Below are 15,814 nucleotides of genomic sequence, written 5' to 3' on the forward strand. Positions count from 1 at the left end.
GTGCCCGGGACATTTCTCCGCCCGTTATTCGCCGCGGGCCCGACGCTCCTCGCGGCGTCGGGCGCGTGTCTCGGCCCGCAGCCGGCGGAGCTCTCGCATCCGCTCGGCCTGCTGGAGGCGCTCGTCCCGCATGGCGTGGGCGTTGGCGGTGCGCAGGTCGTCGTAGGTCATGTCTCCCCCTGGGTGTCGTGCGGTGCCGGACGTGTTCGGCACATCTACGACGATGTCGCTAAGACACCCGCCGCCACATGAGGAGAACTCCCGCTTTCCATCGTGGGGACACGGCCCCGGCGCCCGCTCGGCTAAGACGTGCGGGACGCCCCCTGAGCCCTTCCGGCGGTGGTCTCAGGCCAGGCCCAGATCGCGGGCGCGGGCGCCGGCGGTGGCCCGGTTGGGCACGTTCAACTTGGTGAGGATGTTGGACACGTGCACGCTGGCGGTCTTGGGCGAGATGAACAGCGACTCGGCGATCCGGGCGTTGGTGGCGCCCTCGGCGAGCAGTCGCAGCACCTCCGTCTCCCGGGCCGTCAACCCCGCCGAACCGGGCACCGGCGTGGTGGGGGAGAGGCCGAGGCGTCGGGCCAAGTCGTCGGCGGCCCGTTCCAACGCGACCGCCCCGCACGCGCGGGCACTCTCCCGTACCCGCCGGACGGGATCGGTGGCCGCGGCGCGATCACCGGCCACGGCGAGGGACTCGGACCGCCGCAACCGGGCCCACCCCTGGTGCAGCGGCATCGGGACGGCCTCCCAGGCCGACACCGCCCGCCCCCATTCCTCGACGGCCGCCGCGGGTCCTCGCGCGGCCTCGACCAGTCGGGCCCGACAATCGGCCCGCGACGCCGTCTGGACCGGGCCGTGCACCGGCATCCGCTCAACCGCGCGCGTGGTCCGTTCGACCGCTTCGGGCTCGCGTCCGCGACGGGCCGTCTCGGCCACGAGGGACAGCAGCGCCCATCCGAACCCGGGGGAGTCGGGGAACTCCAGCCGGCGCAGCGCCTCGTCGGCCTCGGTGCGGGCGGCCGACAGGTCCTCCTCGGCCAGGTACACGTCCAGGTGGGCGGCGACCACCAGTTGGGCCTGGTCCAGGCGTTCCACACTCAGCACCGACACCCGACCCAGACGCTCCAGGCTCTCCCGGGCCCTGGCCAGGTCCTCGTGTCCGAGCGCGGCACGGGCCGCGGCGGTCTCGTCCAGCGCGACCAGGGTCCGGGCCAGCAGGCTCGTCAGGAAGACCCTGTGCATCGGGGTGGAAGCGCGCGGGGCGGCTTCCTCGATCACCTCCCTGGCCCGCCGTAGACGGCCGGTGTCGTAGAACACCTCCGCCCGGTTCTGGAGGGTGAAGCCGTTGTGCAGGCTCGCCGAACCCCGCTCGTGCTGGTACCGCAGGGAACGTTCCAGCAACTCCAGAGCCTCCTCGGTGCGTCCCTGCTCGCGCAGGTAGTGGGCGAGGTTCCCGCTGGCGCGCGCCTCCATCGCCGGGTCGCCGATCTCACGGCCCAACCGCACGGACCGCTCCAACAGGGGCCGTCCCTCCTCACCGCGACCGCGACTCATGTACACCGAGCCGAGCGAGACCAGTGCCGCCGCCTCCGCGGAGCGGTCCCCGTCCCGCCGGGCCACCTCCAGGGCGCGCTCGGACAACGACACCGCCGACAGCCCCAGCCCGAGGGTCTCCCGTGGGCGGAACATGCTCTCGCGCGCCACGATCGAGAGGGTGCGTCCGTACCCGGGCATGTGCGGCGGATGGAGTCGCAGCGCTTCGGCCAGGTCGGCCTCCGCACCCTCGGCCACGCACTGGGTCCGGGCCTGCCCACGACAGCGCAGCAGCAGTGAGCGCAGGGCCAGGTCATGGTCGTCGGGGCCCTCGGGTACGTCGGGCAGCGCCGCGTCGCACAGTTCCCAAGCGCGTTCGGGCCCTCCGCTCTGCAACGCGGCCAGCGCGGCGTCGGCGCGCACCCGGGCCAGGGAACGGCCACCGACCGCCTCGCGCGCCTCGGGCACCCGGTCCCACAGGGCGAGCACCCGCTCCAGCACGGCCGACTGCTCGCCGAAGGCCAGGACCTCCCCGGCGCGCACCGCCGCGTTCCAGGCCGCGGCCAGGGCCAGGGGCAGTTCGTTCGCGGCCTGGTAGTGGTGGGCCTGCTCGGCGGCGCGGCGCTCGCCCGGCACCGCGTCGCTGTGTTCGTCCAGGTCCCGGGCGAAGCGCAGGTGCAGTCTCGAACGCGCGCCCGGCAGCAGCGAATCGTGGACCGCTTCGCGCAGCAGGGCGTGCCGGAAGCGATAGCCGTCCCCGCTGATCCGTAGGAGCCGGGCGTCCACGAGCCCTTGGAGGGCCTCCTCCAGGCTCTCCTCGGACAGGTCGGTCACCCGCAACAGTGGTTCATGGCCCACCTCCCCGGAGAGCGCGCCGACCGAGGCGGCGCGCAGTACCCGGGCCCAGGGAGCGGGCAGCCGGCGCACGGGCGCCAGCAACAGGTCGCGGAAGTGTTCGGGGACCGGGGAGGACGCCTCGTCGTCACCGGCCAGCGCCTCCACGTACAGGGGGATGCCGTCGCTGCGCCGGTACAACTCGTCCAGTCCCCGGGCGTCCAGGGCGTCGCCGGTGAGGGCGTGCGCTTGGCGTGCGACCTCCTCCCGGGTGAGCGGGGCCAGGTCCAGGCGGGTCACCTCGGGCAGACGTTCCAGCTCGGGCAGTAGCAGGCGCAGCGGGTGCGCGCCGTCCAGTTCGACGAACCGGTGGGTGGCGACGATCTGGACCCCGGGCCGGTCCAGCGCCCGGACCAGGAAGACCAGCAGGTCACGGGTGGCGCCGTCGGCCCAGTGCAGGTCCTCCAGGAGCAGGGTCAGGCCTCCATCCCCGGTCGGCCCCGCATCCTCGGCCAGTGATCGGATCAGCGTCAGCACCTGGTCGAAGAGCACGCCACGGGACTCGGGACGCTCGGTGGGGATCGTCCCCAGTTCGGGCAGGATCCGGGCGAGCTCGCCCACCCCGCCGTCGGCGGCGAGCTCGAAGACACCGCGGCCCCGTTCCCGCAACACCTGACGCAGCAGCGTGGTGAACGGGGCGTAGGCCAGGCCGTCCACGCCCAGTTCCAGGCAGCCGCCCGCGAACACGGTCCCGGCCGGCAGGGTGGCCGCGAACTCGGTGACCAGGCGGGTCTTGCCCACGCCGGCGTCGCCGCCGATCATCACCGTCGCCGAGGTCCGGGTTCGGCAGTGGCCGGTGTGGGCGGACAGGGCGCGGAGTTCCTCGGAGCGGCCGACGAGGTGTGTGGTGGTCGCGGGCAGCAGGGGCATGTCGGTCATTATGTCCCCACCACGAAGGTGGGTCAGGTGCCGGTGGAACGACGGGATCGGCGTTCGGCCCGGCGGGCCGAACGGAGGCGGCGCCGCTCCCGCAGGACCTCCCGGACCTGAAGGTGCTCCAACATCACCTTCGGTCCGGGGCGGTCGACGTAGTTCCGCAGGGTCTCGATCTGGAACATGGGGCTTGCCTCCTCTCCTCGGCGGTCGACTCTCGGCCGCCTCGGGTTCCAGCTTCGATCTAAGAGGACGGCCCGCGCATCGGGAGGGATCCGTATCTTGCGCGCCCTTCGCCCGGTGGACGTCGAGGCCACGCGACCAAGAGGCCGTTCCCGGACCTAAGAGGGCACTTCGGGTGGTGAGGCGGTGGTGTGCGGCGACGAGGGTGTGTCACGTAACGTAATCGAACGAGTACTCGTAGTTGTCTTGAGGTGTCACACAGCGCGAAACAGTGAGACCGGGGAGACGTGGGATGGATGTGGCCGTTTTCGAGGGTGTTCGTGGACGTGGTCGAACGAGAGGGGCCGGGCGGGCGATGGTCGGCGCCGTCGCCGGGGTCGCCGCCGTGGCGCTTTTGACCGCCCCGGCCTCCGCCGGTGGTGAGGGAGGGGCCGGGGCCGAGGCGGAGCTCGTCGGACTGGCTCTGTCCGGGGCGCCCGAGCCGCCGCCGGCGGGGGAGGAGTTCGTCTACCGGGCGACGATCGCCAACGACGGCGGTGAAGAGGTGGTGGGGGGCCTGCTCGCCCAGCACGTGCCCGAGCCCCTGGAGGTGGTCGAGGTCGGTCAGGGCGGGGTGTTGGAGGAGGGCGTCGCCAACTGGCGAGTCGACGTCCCGGTGGGTGGAGAGTCCGAGTTCACCGTGCGGGTCCGGGTGCCGGAGGAAACGTCGGGGGAGGCGCGCGTGGTGAGCACGGCGTGCCTGCTGCTGGAACGGGACGACGAACCCTCGGCCTGCGCCAGCGACACGCTCCTGGTCGCCGAACCCACGGTGCTGTCCAAGGTGGGGGCGGCGATCGACCGTGAGGCGGTGGTGCGCGCGGTGGGGGTGGGGGTCCTGATGCTGATGGTCTGGCTGCTGTGGCGACAGTGGCGCCGATGGGGAACCCGGCGGTACGGCTGAGCGTTGACCTCACCGAGCCGGTGGTCCGATTGTTACGTCAGGGTGTCATGAAGGCGGAGGCGAGAACTACGTCGCGTAGTAGTCTGTCGACATGGACTTTCTCTACTCCGCGCTCGTCTTCCTGCACATGCTCGGCCTGGCCGGCATCATCGCCGGTTTCCTGATGCAGCTGATGACCGACAACGTCAAGGCCACCAAGGTTCTGCTGCACAGCTCCCTGCTCCAGTTCGTCACCGGGCTGCTCCTGGTGGGGGTCGCCGAGATGGCCGACCTCGGCGACATCGACCACATGAAGATCGGCGTCAAGCTCGTCATCTCCCTCGCCGTGGTGGTGGTCGGTGTCCTCAACCTCCGCAAGCCCGCCAAGAACCTGGCGATCATCGCCGGGGTGCTCGCCATCGTCAACATCGGCGTGGCGGTCTTCTGGTGAGGCATGGGGGCGCGGGGCGCCCCCGACCCCGCCCGTGAGGGGTCGTTCCGCCGGTGGCGGGTCGGAGTGCACCGACCCGCCACCGGCTTTTTCGTGTCCGTTCCCGGTTCACCCCGACGCTGCCTTTCGGAAAACTTGCAAGAGCTTTCGGCGAGGTCAGTGGTAGGGAGCCGTGCTGCGACCGAAAAACACCGGTTCACAAGGGCAAGACTGCGTGTTACGTTCGTCACTCCTACGCAAATTCTTGCAGGATATGCAAGAGATTGGCGATGGGGCAGTGTGGCCCCATCGCGGAACCTCCCCCAAGGAGCGCACATGAGAACGTCCCGACTCGGCGCCCTCGCAGGTGCCGTGGTGCTGGGAGCCGGCCTGCTAGCGGCTTCCGGACCCGCGATCTCCCAGGAAGCACCCGACGCGGCCCCCGTCTCCGACGTGACCCCCGCCGCCGAGGGCACGGGCGACACCATCGTCCACCTGTTCCAGTGGAACTGGGACTCCGTCGCCGCCGAATGCGCCGACTTCCTCGGCCCCAACGGCTATGGCGGCGTGCAGGTGTCCCCACCCCAGGAACACGTGGTCGTCCCCTCCTCCGAGGGCGGCGACTATCCCTGGTGGCAGGACTACCAGCCGGTGTCCTACAGCATCGAGAACACCCGGCGCGGCACCGCCGAGGAGTTCGAGAACATGGTCGGCACCTGTGCCGACAACGGCGTTCGCATCTACGTCGACGCCGTCATCAACCACATGACCGGCCCCGCCGAGGTCGACCTGCCCGGCAGCGCGGGCACCGAATGGGAACAGTACGAGTACCCCGACCTGTTCGGCGACGGCGAGGCCTCCTACTCCTATGGCGACTTCGCCCCCTGCTACGACACCATCGAGAACTGGAACGACAAGTCCGAGGTGCAGAACTGCCAGCTCCTGGGCCTGTCCGACCTGGACACGGGTTCGGAGCACGTACGCGCCCAGATCGCGCGCTACCTCAACGGACTGGTCGACATGGGTGTCGGGGGCTTTCGCGTGGACGCCTCCAAGCACGTCCCCGAGGAGGACATGGGCGCCATCATCGGCTCCCTGAACGAGGTGCCCGGCTTCGGCGGCGCCCCGCACGTCTACCACGAGGTCATCGGCGACGCGACGGTCCCCTACACCGCCTACACGCCCTACGGACAGGTCACCAACTTCGACTACCAGCGCGACATCGCCCACAGCTTCGCCAACGGCGACATCGCGAACCTGACCTCGATGCCCGACCACGGCGGACTCACCTCCGAGGAGGCCGTGGTCTTCATCGACAACCACGACACCCAGCGGTACGAACCCGCCCTGACCCACGTGGACGGCGACCGCTACTACCTCGCGACCGCCTTCATGCTCGCCCACTCCTACGGAACCCCCGTGGTGATGTCGAGCTACGACTTCCAGGGCAACGAGGCCGCGGGCCCGCCCAGCGTCGGCGAGGTCGAGGGGAACCCGGCCGGTTGGATCACCGCGGACAGCGACTGTGCCTCGGCGGAGTGGATCTGCGAGCACCGTGACGAGACCGTCGGCGGCATGGTCGCCTTCCGCAACGCGGTGGACGGCGCCGAACTGATCGAACGCGCCACGGACGGTTCCTCGCGGGTGGCCTTCGACCGCGGCGACGTGGGTTTCGCCGCCTTCAACGCCTCCGGTGAGAGCTGGTCGCTGACCGCCGCCACCTCCCTGCCCGACGGTGAGTACGACAACGTCGCCGGTTCCGGCGGTGCCACGGTCTCCGGTGGAGAGGTCACCGCGACCGTCCCCGCCGAGGGCGCCCTGGCGCTGCACGTGGGCGGCGAGTGCGTCGAGGACTGCGAGGGTGGCGGCGACCCGGGAGACCCCGGCGAGCCCGGTGACCCGGACACCATCACCGCCACGGTCGAGACCGAACCCGGCCAGGAGGTGCACGTGGTCGGCTCCACGCCCGAACTCGGTTCCTGGGAACCCGCCGATGGCGTGGCGCTGAGCACCGACGCCGACACCTACCCCCAATGGACCGGCGACGCCACCATCGAGGCCGACACCGAGTGGAAGCTCGTCAAGGTCGGTCCCGACGGCAGCGCCGACTGGGAACCCGGGGACAACCGCGTCGGCCCGGCCACGTCCGTGACCTGGGGCCGACTCTGATCCCTCGGTACCGACGCCTCGCCATCGCCCCCTGACCCGAGCCCGGGCACCCTCGCGCCGCGCCCCCGCGGCGCGAGGGTGCCCTTTCCCCTGGCTCAGCCCGCGGACGCGTCCGTCAAGGGCGAGGGGCAGGTGCCGCCGGGCTCCACGGTGAGTTCGTAGTGCCAGACCTCGTTGTCGTAGGTCTGACACAGCCCGAACCGCGAACCGTGCCGGGCGAACCAGTAGGCCGCGTCCGTGCGGCCGATGTCCACGGCCTCGCCGGTCACGTGCGAGGACTCCTCGGGAAGGGCCACCCATGCGGCAGCCTCCTCCTCACTCCCGTACACCTCGACCGCGGAGTCCAGCAGGAACCGCTGGTAGCGCTCACTACGCCACCCGCTCGTCACCAACACCTCGATCCCGTCCTCCCGCAGAGCGGCGTCGGCGGCCTCGCGCACGGCCGCCAGCAGCTCCGAGTCGAGTCCGGCCAGGGCGGGCACCTCCTCGGACGGGTCCAGGGCCTCGCCCTCGGCGACAAACCCGTCCTCCTCGCCCAGTGGGCTGAATCGGGTCACCGGAAGTTCCGAGGTCCACCCCCGATCATTGCCCTCCTCGGACGCGCCACCGCCGTTCGCGCCCGCCGCCGCGCAGCCCGCCAGAGCAGACATCACCAGCGCGGCGGAGAGGAGAACAGCCGGTCGAAAACGTGCACGGCGCATGGAAAATCCCTCCTCCGGGCCCGAGCCCCGCGCTCGGCACCGAGGGGCAGACCACCACGAGGGATGTTGCGCGGATGTCGGCCGCCGAGCCAACGTTTTCGCAACACGGCCCCCACCTACACTGAGGCTCCGCGACTCGACCACCGTGCCCGTGCCCCGACCCGGCACGACCGAGCGGTCCGGCCGAACAGGGGAGGACCACATGCGTGTACTGGTCGTCGAGGACGAGGTGTTCATGGCCGAGGCCCTCCAAGCGGGGCTGCGCCACGAGGCCATCGCCGCCGACGTCGCGCTGGACGGCGACGCCGCTCTGGAACGGCTCGGGCTCAACGACTACGACGTGGTCGTCCTCGACCGGGACATCCCCGGCACCCATGGCGACCAGGTGTGCGCGCTCATCGCCCGCGACCGCCCCCACACCCGGGTGCTGATGCTCACCGCCGCCACCCGGCTCAGGGACAAGGTGGACGGATTCTCCCTGGGAGCCGACGACTACCTCACCAAACCGTTCGCGGTGCGGGAGCTGGTCATGCGCTTGCGCGCGCTCGCGCGGCGGCCCGCCGCCACCGTCCAACCGGTGCTGGAGTGGGCCGACCTGCGCCTGGACCCCTACCGTCGCGAGGCCTACCGGAGCGGCCGCTACTTGAAGCTGCCCCGTAAGCAGTTCGCCGTCCTCGAACTGTTGATGCGCGCCGACGGGGGAGTGATCAGCGCGGAGACACTTTTGGAGAAGGCCTGGGACGAACACGCCGACCCCTTCACCAGCGCGCCCCGTGTCACGGTGTCCCAGCTGCGCAAGGCACTCGGCGAGCCGGACCCCATCGTCACCGTGTCCGGCGTCGGCTACCGCCTCGTCGTTCCCGAGGAGGGTCGGTGAACCGCCTCGAAGGGGATCATGGATCGGTTCGGGGGAGCGCACGCCTGCGACTGACCCTCGGCTACGCCGGGTTCCTGGTCTTCGCCGGTCTGGCCGTGCTGGTCGGCGTCTACGTGGTCCTGCGATACGTCCCCGACTATCCGCTCACCGCCGCCAACCCCCGCGACGCCGACAACGTGATCCCCGCCCGCCCGGAGATCCTGCGCGCCGTCGTCAACGTCTCGGGGGTGGTCCTGCTCATGTTGGCGGTGATCGGGCTGGTCGGCGGCTGGTTCCTGGCGGGTTGGGTGCTTCGCCCCCTGCGGCGGATCAACGAGGCCGTGCTGGTCGCCGCCACGGGGCGCCTGGGGCACAGGGTCGCGCTCTCGGGGCCCAACGACGAGTTCCGCCGGCTCGCCGACGCCTTCGACCACATGCTCGACCGCGTCCAGGACGCGTTCGAGGCACAGGAGCGCTTCGCCGCCAACGCCTCACACGAACTCCGGACCCCGCTGGCGGTCAACGCGACGCTTCTGGACGTGGCCCGCCGCGACCCCGAGGGGCAGGACCACCCCCGTCTCCTGGAGCGGCTCGACATCACCAACGCCCGCGCGATCGACCTCACCGAGGCGCTTTTGCGGCTGGCCGACGCCAACTCCGTCACCGCGGCCTCCGCGCCGACCGACCTCGCCGAGATCGCCCGCGGTGTGGTCACGGAGAGCGAGGACGAGGCGCGACGGTTCGGGGTACGACTGTGCCCGGCACTCACCCCGGCGCCCGCCATCGGCGACACCGTCCTACTCACCCAGCTCACCGAGAACCTGGTGCGCAACTCCCTGCGCCACAACATCGGCGTGGGCGGCGCCGGGACGGGTGACGACACCGAGGCGGGCACCGCGTCCGTGACCACCGGTCGCGATCCCCGCACGGGCGAGGCCGTCCTACGAGTCGAGAACACCGGACCCGTGTACACGGCGCGGACGGTCGCCCGTTTCCACGAACCCTTCCTCCGTGGCCAGGGGAGGATCGGCTCCGGTCAGGGCCATGGCCTGGGCCTGGCCCTGGTGGCGCGGGTCGTCGACGTCCACGGTGGCACCCTGGACCTGCGTCCGCGCGCGGGGGGAGGCCTGACCGTCACGGTCGTGCTGCCGCCGCCCTCGGATCGGGCCCCCGTCACGAGGCCGGTGCCTCAGTCGTCGTAGAAGGCCCGCTCCATGACCGCGCGGGCACGGCGGGTCGCCCGCAGGTACTCCTCGGTCAGCTGCTCCGCGGGTCCCACCGTCTCGGAGTCCTCGTCCTCGGAGTCGTCCCGGTAGCCCATGGCCTCGGCCAGGGCCGCACGCACCCGCAGGTCGGAGGGGAGCGAGTCGCCGCCCCGGCCGCGCTCCAGCATCACCATGCCGCGCACCCGGGACGCCAGCCGCCAGGCCTCCTCCAGCACCACGCCGTCCTCGGCGGCCAACAACCCGTGCGCCACGGCCACGCGCAGCGCCGCCAAGGTCCCGTTCACGCGCAGGTCCGGTTGTTGGTGGGCGTGCCGCAACTGGATCAGTTGGGCCACCCACTCCACGTCCGACAGGCCGCCCCGCCCCAGCTTCGTGTGCAGGGTCGGGTCGGCCCCGCGCGGCAACCGCTCGGCCTCCATCCGTGCCTTGAGCTTGCGGATCTCCAACACCGAGGCCGAGTCGATCCCACCTCGCGGGTAGCGCAGCGGGTCGATCAGGGCGATGAAGGCCGAGCGCAGCCCGTGGTCCCCGGCGATCGGCCGGGCCCGCAGCAGCGCCTGGCTCTCCCACACCTGTGACCAGCGCCCGTAGTAGGCCGCGTAGGAGGCCAGGGTGCGCACCACCGGTCCGCTCCTACCCTCCGGACGCAGATCGGTGTCCACCTTCAACGGTGGTTCCGCCTGCGGCATCTCCAACAACCGGGCCAGTTCCCGAACGATCGCCAACGCCTGCCTGGTGGCCGCCCCGGTCTCCACCCCCGGCATCGGGTCGTGCACGTACATCACGTCGGCGTCGCTGGTGTAGGTCAACTCACCGCCGCCGAACCGGCCCATCGCGATCACGCACACCCGGGTGAGCTCCTCACCGCCCGAGTCGGCCACCACCTTGGTGTAGGCGGCGCGCAGCGCGGCGTCGATGGTGACCGCGGCGATGTCGGTCAGCGCGCCGCCGACCTCCTCCACCGACGACACCTCCAACAGATCCGCCGAGGCCGTGCGCAACAGCTCCCGGCGGCGCAGCGCGCGCACCGCCGAGACCGCCTTCTCCGGGGTTTCGTACCGGCGCAGTGCCGCGTCCGCCTCCGCCATGAGCGTCTCGATCCGTCGACGTCGAAGGTGGGCGTCGTCGGCCAGGGTCGCCACCGACTCGGGGGCGCGCAGCAGCAGCTCGGTCACGTAACGACTGGTGCCCAGCAACCACGCCATCCGCTCGGCCACCCGCACGTCGTCACGCAGCAGCCGCAGGTACCACGGGGTGGTGCCGAGCGCCTCGCTGACCTGCCGGAACCCCAGCAGGCCCGCGTCCGGGTCGGGGGAGTCGGCGAACCAGCCCAACATCACCGGCAGCAACGTGCGCTGGATGGACGCCCGTCGGGACAGACCCGAGGTCAACGACTCCAGGTGCCGTAGCGACCCGCGCGGATCGGCGAAGCCCAGGGCGCCCAACCGGTCGACGGCCTGCTCGGGGGACAGGCGCGCCTCCTCGTCGGGCAGTTTGGCGACCGCGTTCAACAACGGTCGGTAGAACAACTTCTCGTGCAGGCGCCGCACCTCCGCCGACACCCGCTTGCGCGCACCGGTCAGCTCCCGCACCGGGTCCGCGCCGAACCCCAGCGCCCGACCCAACCGGCGCAACTGCGCGGGACCGTCCTGGGTCTTGGGATCGGGTATCAGGTGGGTGCGCCGCAACCGCTCCAACTGCAGCAGGTGCTCCATCCGACGCAGGAACCGGTAGGCGTCGGTGAGTCCCGCCGCGTCCTTGCGCCCCACGTACCCGAACTCCGACAGCGCGGTGAGCGCCTGGAGGGTGTTGCCCGAACGCAGCCGGTCGTCGGTACGGCCGTGCACCAGCTGCAACAATTGCACGGAGAACTCGATGTCGCGCAGGCCGCCCGGGCCCAACTTCAGCTCGCGGTCGGCCTCACCGGTGGGGATGTGCGCCACCACCCGGCGGCGCATCGCCTGTACGTCCTCGACGAAGTCCTTGCGGCCGGCGGCCTCCCAGACCATCGGCGCGATCGCCTCGGTGTAGGCGCGGCCCAGCGCCACGTCACCGGCGATGGGACGGGCCTTGAGCAGTGCCTGGAACTCCCAGGTCTTGGCCCACCGGTCGTAGTAGGCCACGTGGCCGGCCAACGAGCGCACCAGGGGACCGCTCCGACCCTCGGGCCGGAGCGCGGGGTCGACCTCCCACAGGGTGCCCTCGGTGTCGGTCGCCGATGGGATCCGCATCATCGCCGTCGCCAGACGGGTGGCCGCGCGCAACGCGTCCTGCTCGTCGGCGTCCCCGACGGGCTCGGCCACGAACACCACGTCCACGTCACTGACGTAGTTGAGTTCGCGACCACCGCACTTGCCCATGCCGATCACGGCCAACCGGCACAGCTCGGCGTCCTCGGGCGACTCCGCCCGCGCCACCGCCAGCGCCGCGTCCAGTAGGGACGCGGCCAGGTCGGAGAGCTCCGCGGCGACCTCCTCCACCGAGTTCGTCTCGGTCAGGTCACGCCCGGCCAGACGCAGCAGCCGACGACGGTACGCCACCCGAACGGTGTGCCGCAGCGCCGTCCACGGATCCTCGTCCACGCCCTCGACCACCACCGGGTCGGCGACGGGTACCGCGTCGTCGGGCCGGGCGCCCACGGTGTGCAACAACCCCCGGCGCAGCTCCTCCGGTTGCGGGGTGCGCGCGGCGTCGGCGCCCCGCAACTCCCGCCAGTCCTCGGGGTAGCGCACGAGGTGGTCGGTCAGCGCGGTGCTGGCGCCCAGGATCCGGCACAGCCGCGCCCGCAGGTCCGGCTCCTCCCGCAGGGCGAGCAGCACGTCGTCGGGATCGGGGGAGACCTCCAGCACCCGGAGCAGACCCAACAGGGCCTGGTCCGGGTCGGCCGCCGCCGCGAGGGAGGTGAGGACCTCGGTGTCGGCCCTGGCGTCCAGCCCGGCCTGTTCCACCAACCTCAGGGCCTTGGGGCTGTCGCTGAAACCACGCCGGGCCAGCGCTCCTACTGTCATGTCGGTGCTTCCCTCCCTTGCCACGCGTCAACGGTAGCCGTCGATGGATAGCATGCCCCGGTCACCTCTACTCCCAAGGAGCGCACATGTCCGTTCTGGACGTCGAGATCGCCGACCTCACCGGGGGCCCGGCAGGCCTGGACCGGTACGCGGGCCAGGCGGTGCTGGTCGTCAACGTCGCCTCCCGGTGCGGACTGACCCCGCAGTACGCGACCCTGGAGAAGCTCCAGCGGAGTTACGCCGATCGGGGCTTCACCGTCCTGGGCGTGCCGTGCAACCAGTTCATGGGCCAGGAACCCGGCACCCACGAGGAGATCGCCACCTTCTGCTCCACCACCTATGGGACGACCTTCCCCATGACGGAGAAGGTCGACGTCAACGGCGAGGACCGTCACCCGCTGTACGCGGCCCTGGTGGAGACGGCGGACGCAGAGGGCCACACCGGCGACGTGCGGTGGAACTTCGAGAAGTTCCTCGTCGCCCCCGACGGCACCGTCGCGGCGCGCTTCGGTCCCCAGGTCGAGCCGGACTCCGGCGAGGTCACCAAGGCCGTCGAGGCGGTTCTGCCGAACTGACCCGGAGACCAGGGACGAGGGAGGCCACCGGCGACGTGGAGAACGTCATCGGTGGCCTCCCTCATGCCCGGAGCCTCTCTCCAGGCCCACGCACTAGATGTCGTAGTACAGCTCGAACTCGCGCGGGTGCGGGCGCAGACGCAGGGAGTCGATCTCCTCGGTGCGCTTGAAGTCGATGTAGGTCTCGATCAGGTCCTTGGTGAAGACGCCGCCCTCCAGCAGGAACTCGTGGTCGGCCTCCAGGGCCTCCAGCGCCGCGTCCAGGGACGCCGGGACCGTCTCGATGTTCTCGGCCTCGGCCGGGGGCAGCTCGTACAGGTCCTTGTCGAGCGGCTCCGGCGGCTCGATCTTGTTCTTGACGCCGTCCAGACCCGCCATGAGCATGGCGGAGAAGGCCAGGTAGGGGTTGGCCGACGGGTCCGGCACCCGGAACTCGATGCGCTTGGCCTTGGGGTTGGAGCCGGTGAGCGGCAGACGGATGCAGGCCGAACGGTTGCGCTGGCTGTAGACCAGGTTGATCGGGGCCTCGTAACCCGGGACCAGGCGGTGGAAGGAGTTCACCGTCGGGTTGGTGAAGGCCAGCAGCGCCGAGGCGTGCTTGAGCAGACCACCGATGTAGTGACGCGCCGTGTCGGAGAGCTGGCCGTAGCCGGACTCGTCGAAGAACAGCGGCTCGCCTTCCTTCCACAGACTCTGGTGGCAGTGCATGCCGGAGCCGTTGTCACCGAAGAGCGGCTTGGGCATGAAGGTCGCCGTCTTGCCCGCGGCGTTGGCGACGTTCTTCACGATGTACTTGTACAGCTGCACGTTGTCGGCGTGCTTGAGCAGGGTGCCGAACCGGATGCCGATCTCGGCCTGACCGGCGGTGCCGACCTCGTGGTGCTGGAGCTCGACCTCGATGCCGGACTCGATGAGCGTCTTCACCATGTCCGAGCGCAGGTCGCTGTAGTGGTCGACCGGCTCGACCGGGAAGTAGCCGCCCTTGAAGCGCGGACGGTACCCGCGGTTGCCGCCCTCGATCGTGGAGCCGGTGTTCCAGGCGCCCTCGATGGAGTCGATTTCGTAGTAGCCGGTGTTCGCGCTCGTCTTGAACTTGACGTCGTCGAAGATGTAGAACTCGGCCTCGGCACCGAAGAAGGCGGTGTCGGCGACGCCGCTGCCGCGCAGGTAGGCCTCGGCCTTGCGGGCGACGTTGCGCGGGTCGCGGCTGTAGGACTCCAGCGTGAGCGGGTCGTGGACGAAGAACGTCATGTTCAGCGTCTTGTGCTTGCGGAACGGGTCCAGCACGCCGGTGCTCAGGTCCGGCAGCAACAGCATGTCGGACTCGTGGATGGCCTGGAAGCCGCGGATCGAGGAACCGTCGAACATCTGGCCGTCGGTGAAGGTGGACTCGTCCACGTTCTCGGTCGGGAGGGTCACGTGGTTCACGCCCCCGAACAGGTCCGTGAAACGGACATCGAGGAATGCGACGTCCTCGTCTCGGATGTAGGCGAGGACCTCATCGACGCTGCTGAACAAAACGGAACCTCCGTGCAGGTGGCTGAGACGGCGGGTCGGTGGGTCCGCTCCATCGCGGGGCCCGTCGACCACACGCCGTCTCCCGGCTTCGCTCTCGAAGCTAGGAGCGCGTGATTTCCACGCCATGTCTCGATTGTTTCTTGCATGTTACGGAGCGAGGTGATCACGTGGACGACCCCCATGGGGCGGTGATTCCGCCTGTTTCAAGGGCGAATCGGCCCGTCGGCGTGGTTCGGGGGTGATCGGTCCCACCCGGGTTCGCGGCCGGCGTCACACCATCCGTGCCCACCCGGGTGCGGGTGTCCGTGACGTGCCTATACCGTGAAAACCATGAGTGACGAGAGCCGGTCCACCGCCGACCCCGACGACGACTTCCGCTACCGGGGGAACCGGCTCGGGCTGCCCGAGGAAGGTCCTCGATCGGTGCCGGGCGTGGTCCGTCGACTCGTCGGCCTGGCCCTGGACTGGGCCGTGGCGAGCCTCCTCGTCTGGGGGGCCATCAACGCGGGTCTGATCGGCCGGGAACTCGCGGCGGCCGCCGCGAGCGGTGGGGAGCAGGAGGCCCTGGCCCTGACCAACTTCACCACCCTGTCCACCCTGGTGGTGTTCGCGGCGATGAGCATCGTGCTGCTGACCCTGTTCGGTACAACGATCGGGCGGCGGATCGTCGGCGTCGGGATCACGGCCACGGGAGAGCGTTCCTGGCCCTGGTTCGTGTCCATGACGGTGCGGACCCTGCTGTTGTGCCTGGTGATTCCGGCCGTGGTCTACGACCGTGACACACGTGGTCTACACGACCGGGCCGCGGGCACCATCGCGACCCGTTACTGATCCCTCACGGGACGCGTCGGACCGGCGCCGAGTGCGGTGGGGGCGCCCTTCGAGCTGCTGTTAGCATCCTGAACAGCTTTTCCCGGGGCCGCGAGCCT

Annotated in this window: 13 protein-coding genes; 7 read left to right on the top strand and 6 right to left on the bottom strand. The window is 70.6% G+C overall.

Translation table 11 applies throughout. The features are described from left to right. Window positions 1-24: 24 nt before the first annotated feature. The 3 genes from ACWGSK_RS09725 to ACWGSK_RS09735 all read right to left on the bottom strand — a co-directional run bounded on the left by ACWGSK_RS09725 (window position 25) and on the right by ACWGSK_RS09735 (window position 3,485). A complete protein-coding gene (locus tag ACWGSK_RS09725) occupies window positions 25-171 on the bottom strand; it encodes a hypothetical protein (RefSeq protein ID WP_358510985.1) in 147 nt (48 codons plus the stop codon). Between the two features lie 174 nt (window positions 172-345). Next, the gene (locus tag ACWGSK_RS09730) at window positions 346-3,306 is read right to left on the bottom strand and encodes an ATP-binding protein (RefSeq protein ID WP_358510988.1); all 2,961 of its coding nucleotides are present in this window, start codon (window positions 3,304-3,306) and stop codon (window positions 346-348) included. 23 nt (window positions 3,307-3,329) lie between these two features. After that, window positions 3,330-3,485 (bottom strand): hypothetical protein, encoded by a 156-nt coding sequence (locus ACWGSK_RS09735; RefSeq protein ID WP_358510991.1) that lies wholly within the window; start codon window positions 3,483-3,485, stop codon window positions 3,330-3,332. Between the two features lie 353 nt (window positions 3,486-3,838). Between ACWGSK_RS09735 and ACWGSK_RS09740 the strand changes: the two genes are divergently transcribed. The 3 genes from ACWGSK_RS09740 to ACWGSK_RS09750 all read left to right on the top strand — a co-directional run bounded on the left by ACWGSK_RS09740 (window position 3,839) and on the right by ACWGSK_RS09750 (window position 7,001). Beyond that, window positions 3,839-4,423 carry a hypothetical protein gene (locus ACWGSK_RS09740; protein ID WP_358510993.1) on the top strand — a complete coding sequence of 195 codons (585 nt, stop codon included), beginning with the start codon at window positions 3,839-3,841 and terminating at the stop codon, window positions 4,421-4,423. 91 nt (window positions 4,424-4,514) lie between these two features. Further along, window positions 4,515-4,853, top strand: a complete 339-nt coding sequence (locus ACWGSK_RS09745) for a hypothetical protein (protein ID WP_358510996.1) — start codon at window positions 4,515-4,517, stop codon at window positions 4,851-4,853. 315 nt (window positions 4,854-5,168) lie between these two features. Next, window positions 5,169-7,001, top strand: a complete 1,833-nt coding sequence (locus tag ACWGSK_RS09750) for a carbohydrate-binding module family 20 domain-containing protein (protein WP_358510999.1) — start codon at window positions 5,169-5,171, stop codon at window positions 6,999-7,001. A 95-nt stretch (window positions 7,002-7,096) separates the two neighbouring features. Here ACWGSK_RS09750 and ACWGSK_RS09755 read toward each other — a convergent pair whose 3' ends face one another. Continuing rightward, a complete protein-coding gene (locus tag ACWGSK_RS09755) occupies window positions 7,097-7,702 on the bottom strand; it encodes a M15 family metallopeptidase (RefSeq protein WP_358511002.1) in 606 nt (201 codons plus the stop codon). A gap of 202 nt (window positions 7,703-7,904) precedes the next feature. Here ACWGSK_RS09755 and ACWGSK_RS09760 point away from each other — a divergent pair, with 202 nt between their 5' ends. Together ACWGSK_RS09760 and ACWGSK_RS09765 are read left to right on the top strand one after the other, a co-directional pair. Beyond that, window positions 7,905-8,579 (top strand): response regulator transcription factor, encoded by a 675-nt coding sequence (locus ACWGSK_RS09760; protein ID WP_358511006.1) that lies wholly within the window; start codon window positions 7,905-7,907, stop codon window positions 8,577-8,579. Beyond that, window positions 8,576-9,760: a sensor histidine kinase gene (locus tag ACWGSK_RS09765; protein WP_358511008.1), complete on the top strand. Its 1,185-nt coding sequence runs from the start codon at window positions 8,576-8,578 to the stop codon at window positions 9,758-9,760. Before ACWGSK_RS09760 ends, ACWGSK_RS09765 begins: the two co-directional genes overlap by 4 nt. Here the strand turns inward: ACWGSK_RS09765 and ACWGSK_RS09770 are convergent. Continuing rightward, window positions 9,748-12,792 (bottom strand): bifunctional [glutamine synthetase] adenylyltransferase/[glutamine synthetase]-adenylyl-L-tyrosine phosphorylase, encoded by a 3,045-nt coding sequence (locus tag ACWGSK_RS09770; RefSeq protein ID WP_358511011.1) that lies wholly within the window; start codon window positions 12,790-12,792, stop codon window positions 9,748-9,750. The genes ACWGSK_RS09765 and ACWGSK_RS09770 overlap by 13 nt on opposite strands. Window positions 12,793-12,878: 86 nt before the next feature. On the opposite strand from ACWGSK_RS09770, the gene ACWGSK_RS09775 reads away from it, so the two are divergent. Next, on the top strand, window positions 12,879-13,367 hold the full coding sequence (locus ACWGSK_RS09775; RefSeq protein ID WP_452455657.1) for a glutathione peroxidase: 489 nt from the start codon (window positions 12,879-12,881) through the stop codon (window positions 13,365-13,367). Window positions 13,368-13,460: 93 nt separating this feature from the next. Here ACWGSK_RS09775 and glnA read toward each other — a convergent pair whose 3' ends face one another. Next, window positions 13,461-14,885, bottom strand: a complete 1,425-nt coding sequence (gene glnA / locus ACWGSK_RS09780; RefSeq protein WP_452455658.1) for a type I glutamate--ammonia ligase — start codon at window positions 14,883-14,885, stop codon at window positions 13,461-13,463. A gap of 330 nt (window positions 14,886-15,215) precedes the next feature. On the opposite strand from glnA, the gene ACWGSK_RS09785 reads away from it, so the two are divergent. Continuing rightward, window positions 15,216-15,716 carry an RDD family protein gene (locus ACWGSK_RS09785; protein ID WP_358516367.1) on the top strand — a complete coding sequence of 167 codons (501 nt, stop codon included), beginning with the start codon at window positions 15,216-15,218 and terminating at the stop codon, window positions 15,714-15,716. Window positions 15,717-15,814 lie beyond the last annotated feature (98 nt).

This window comes from Nocardiopsis sp. NPDC055551, from assembly GCF_053619415.1.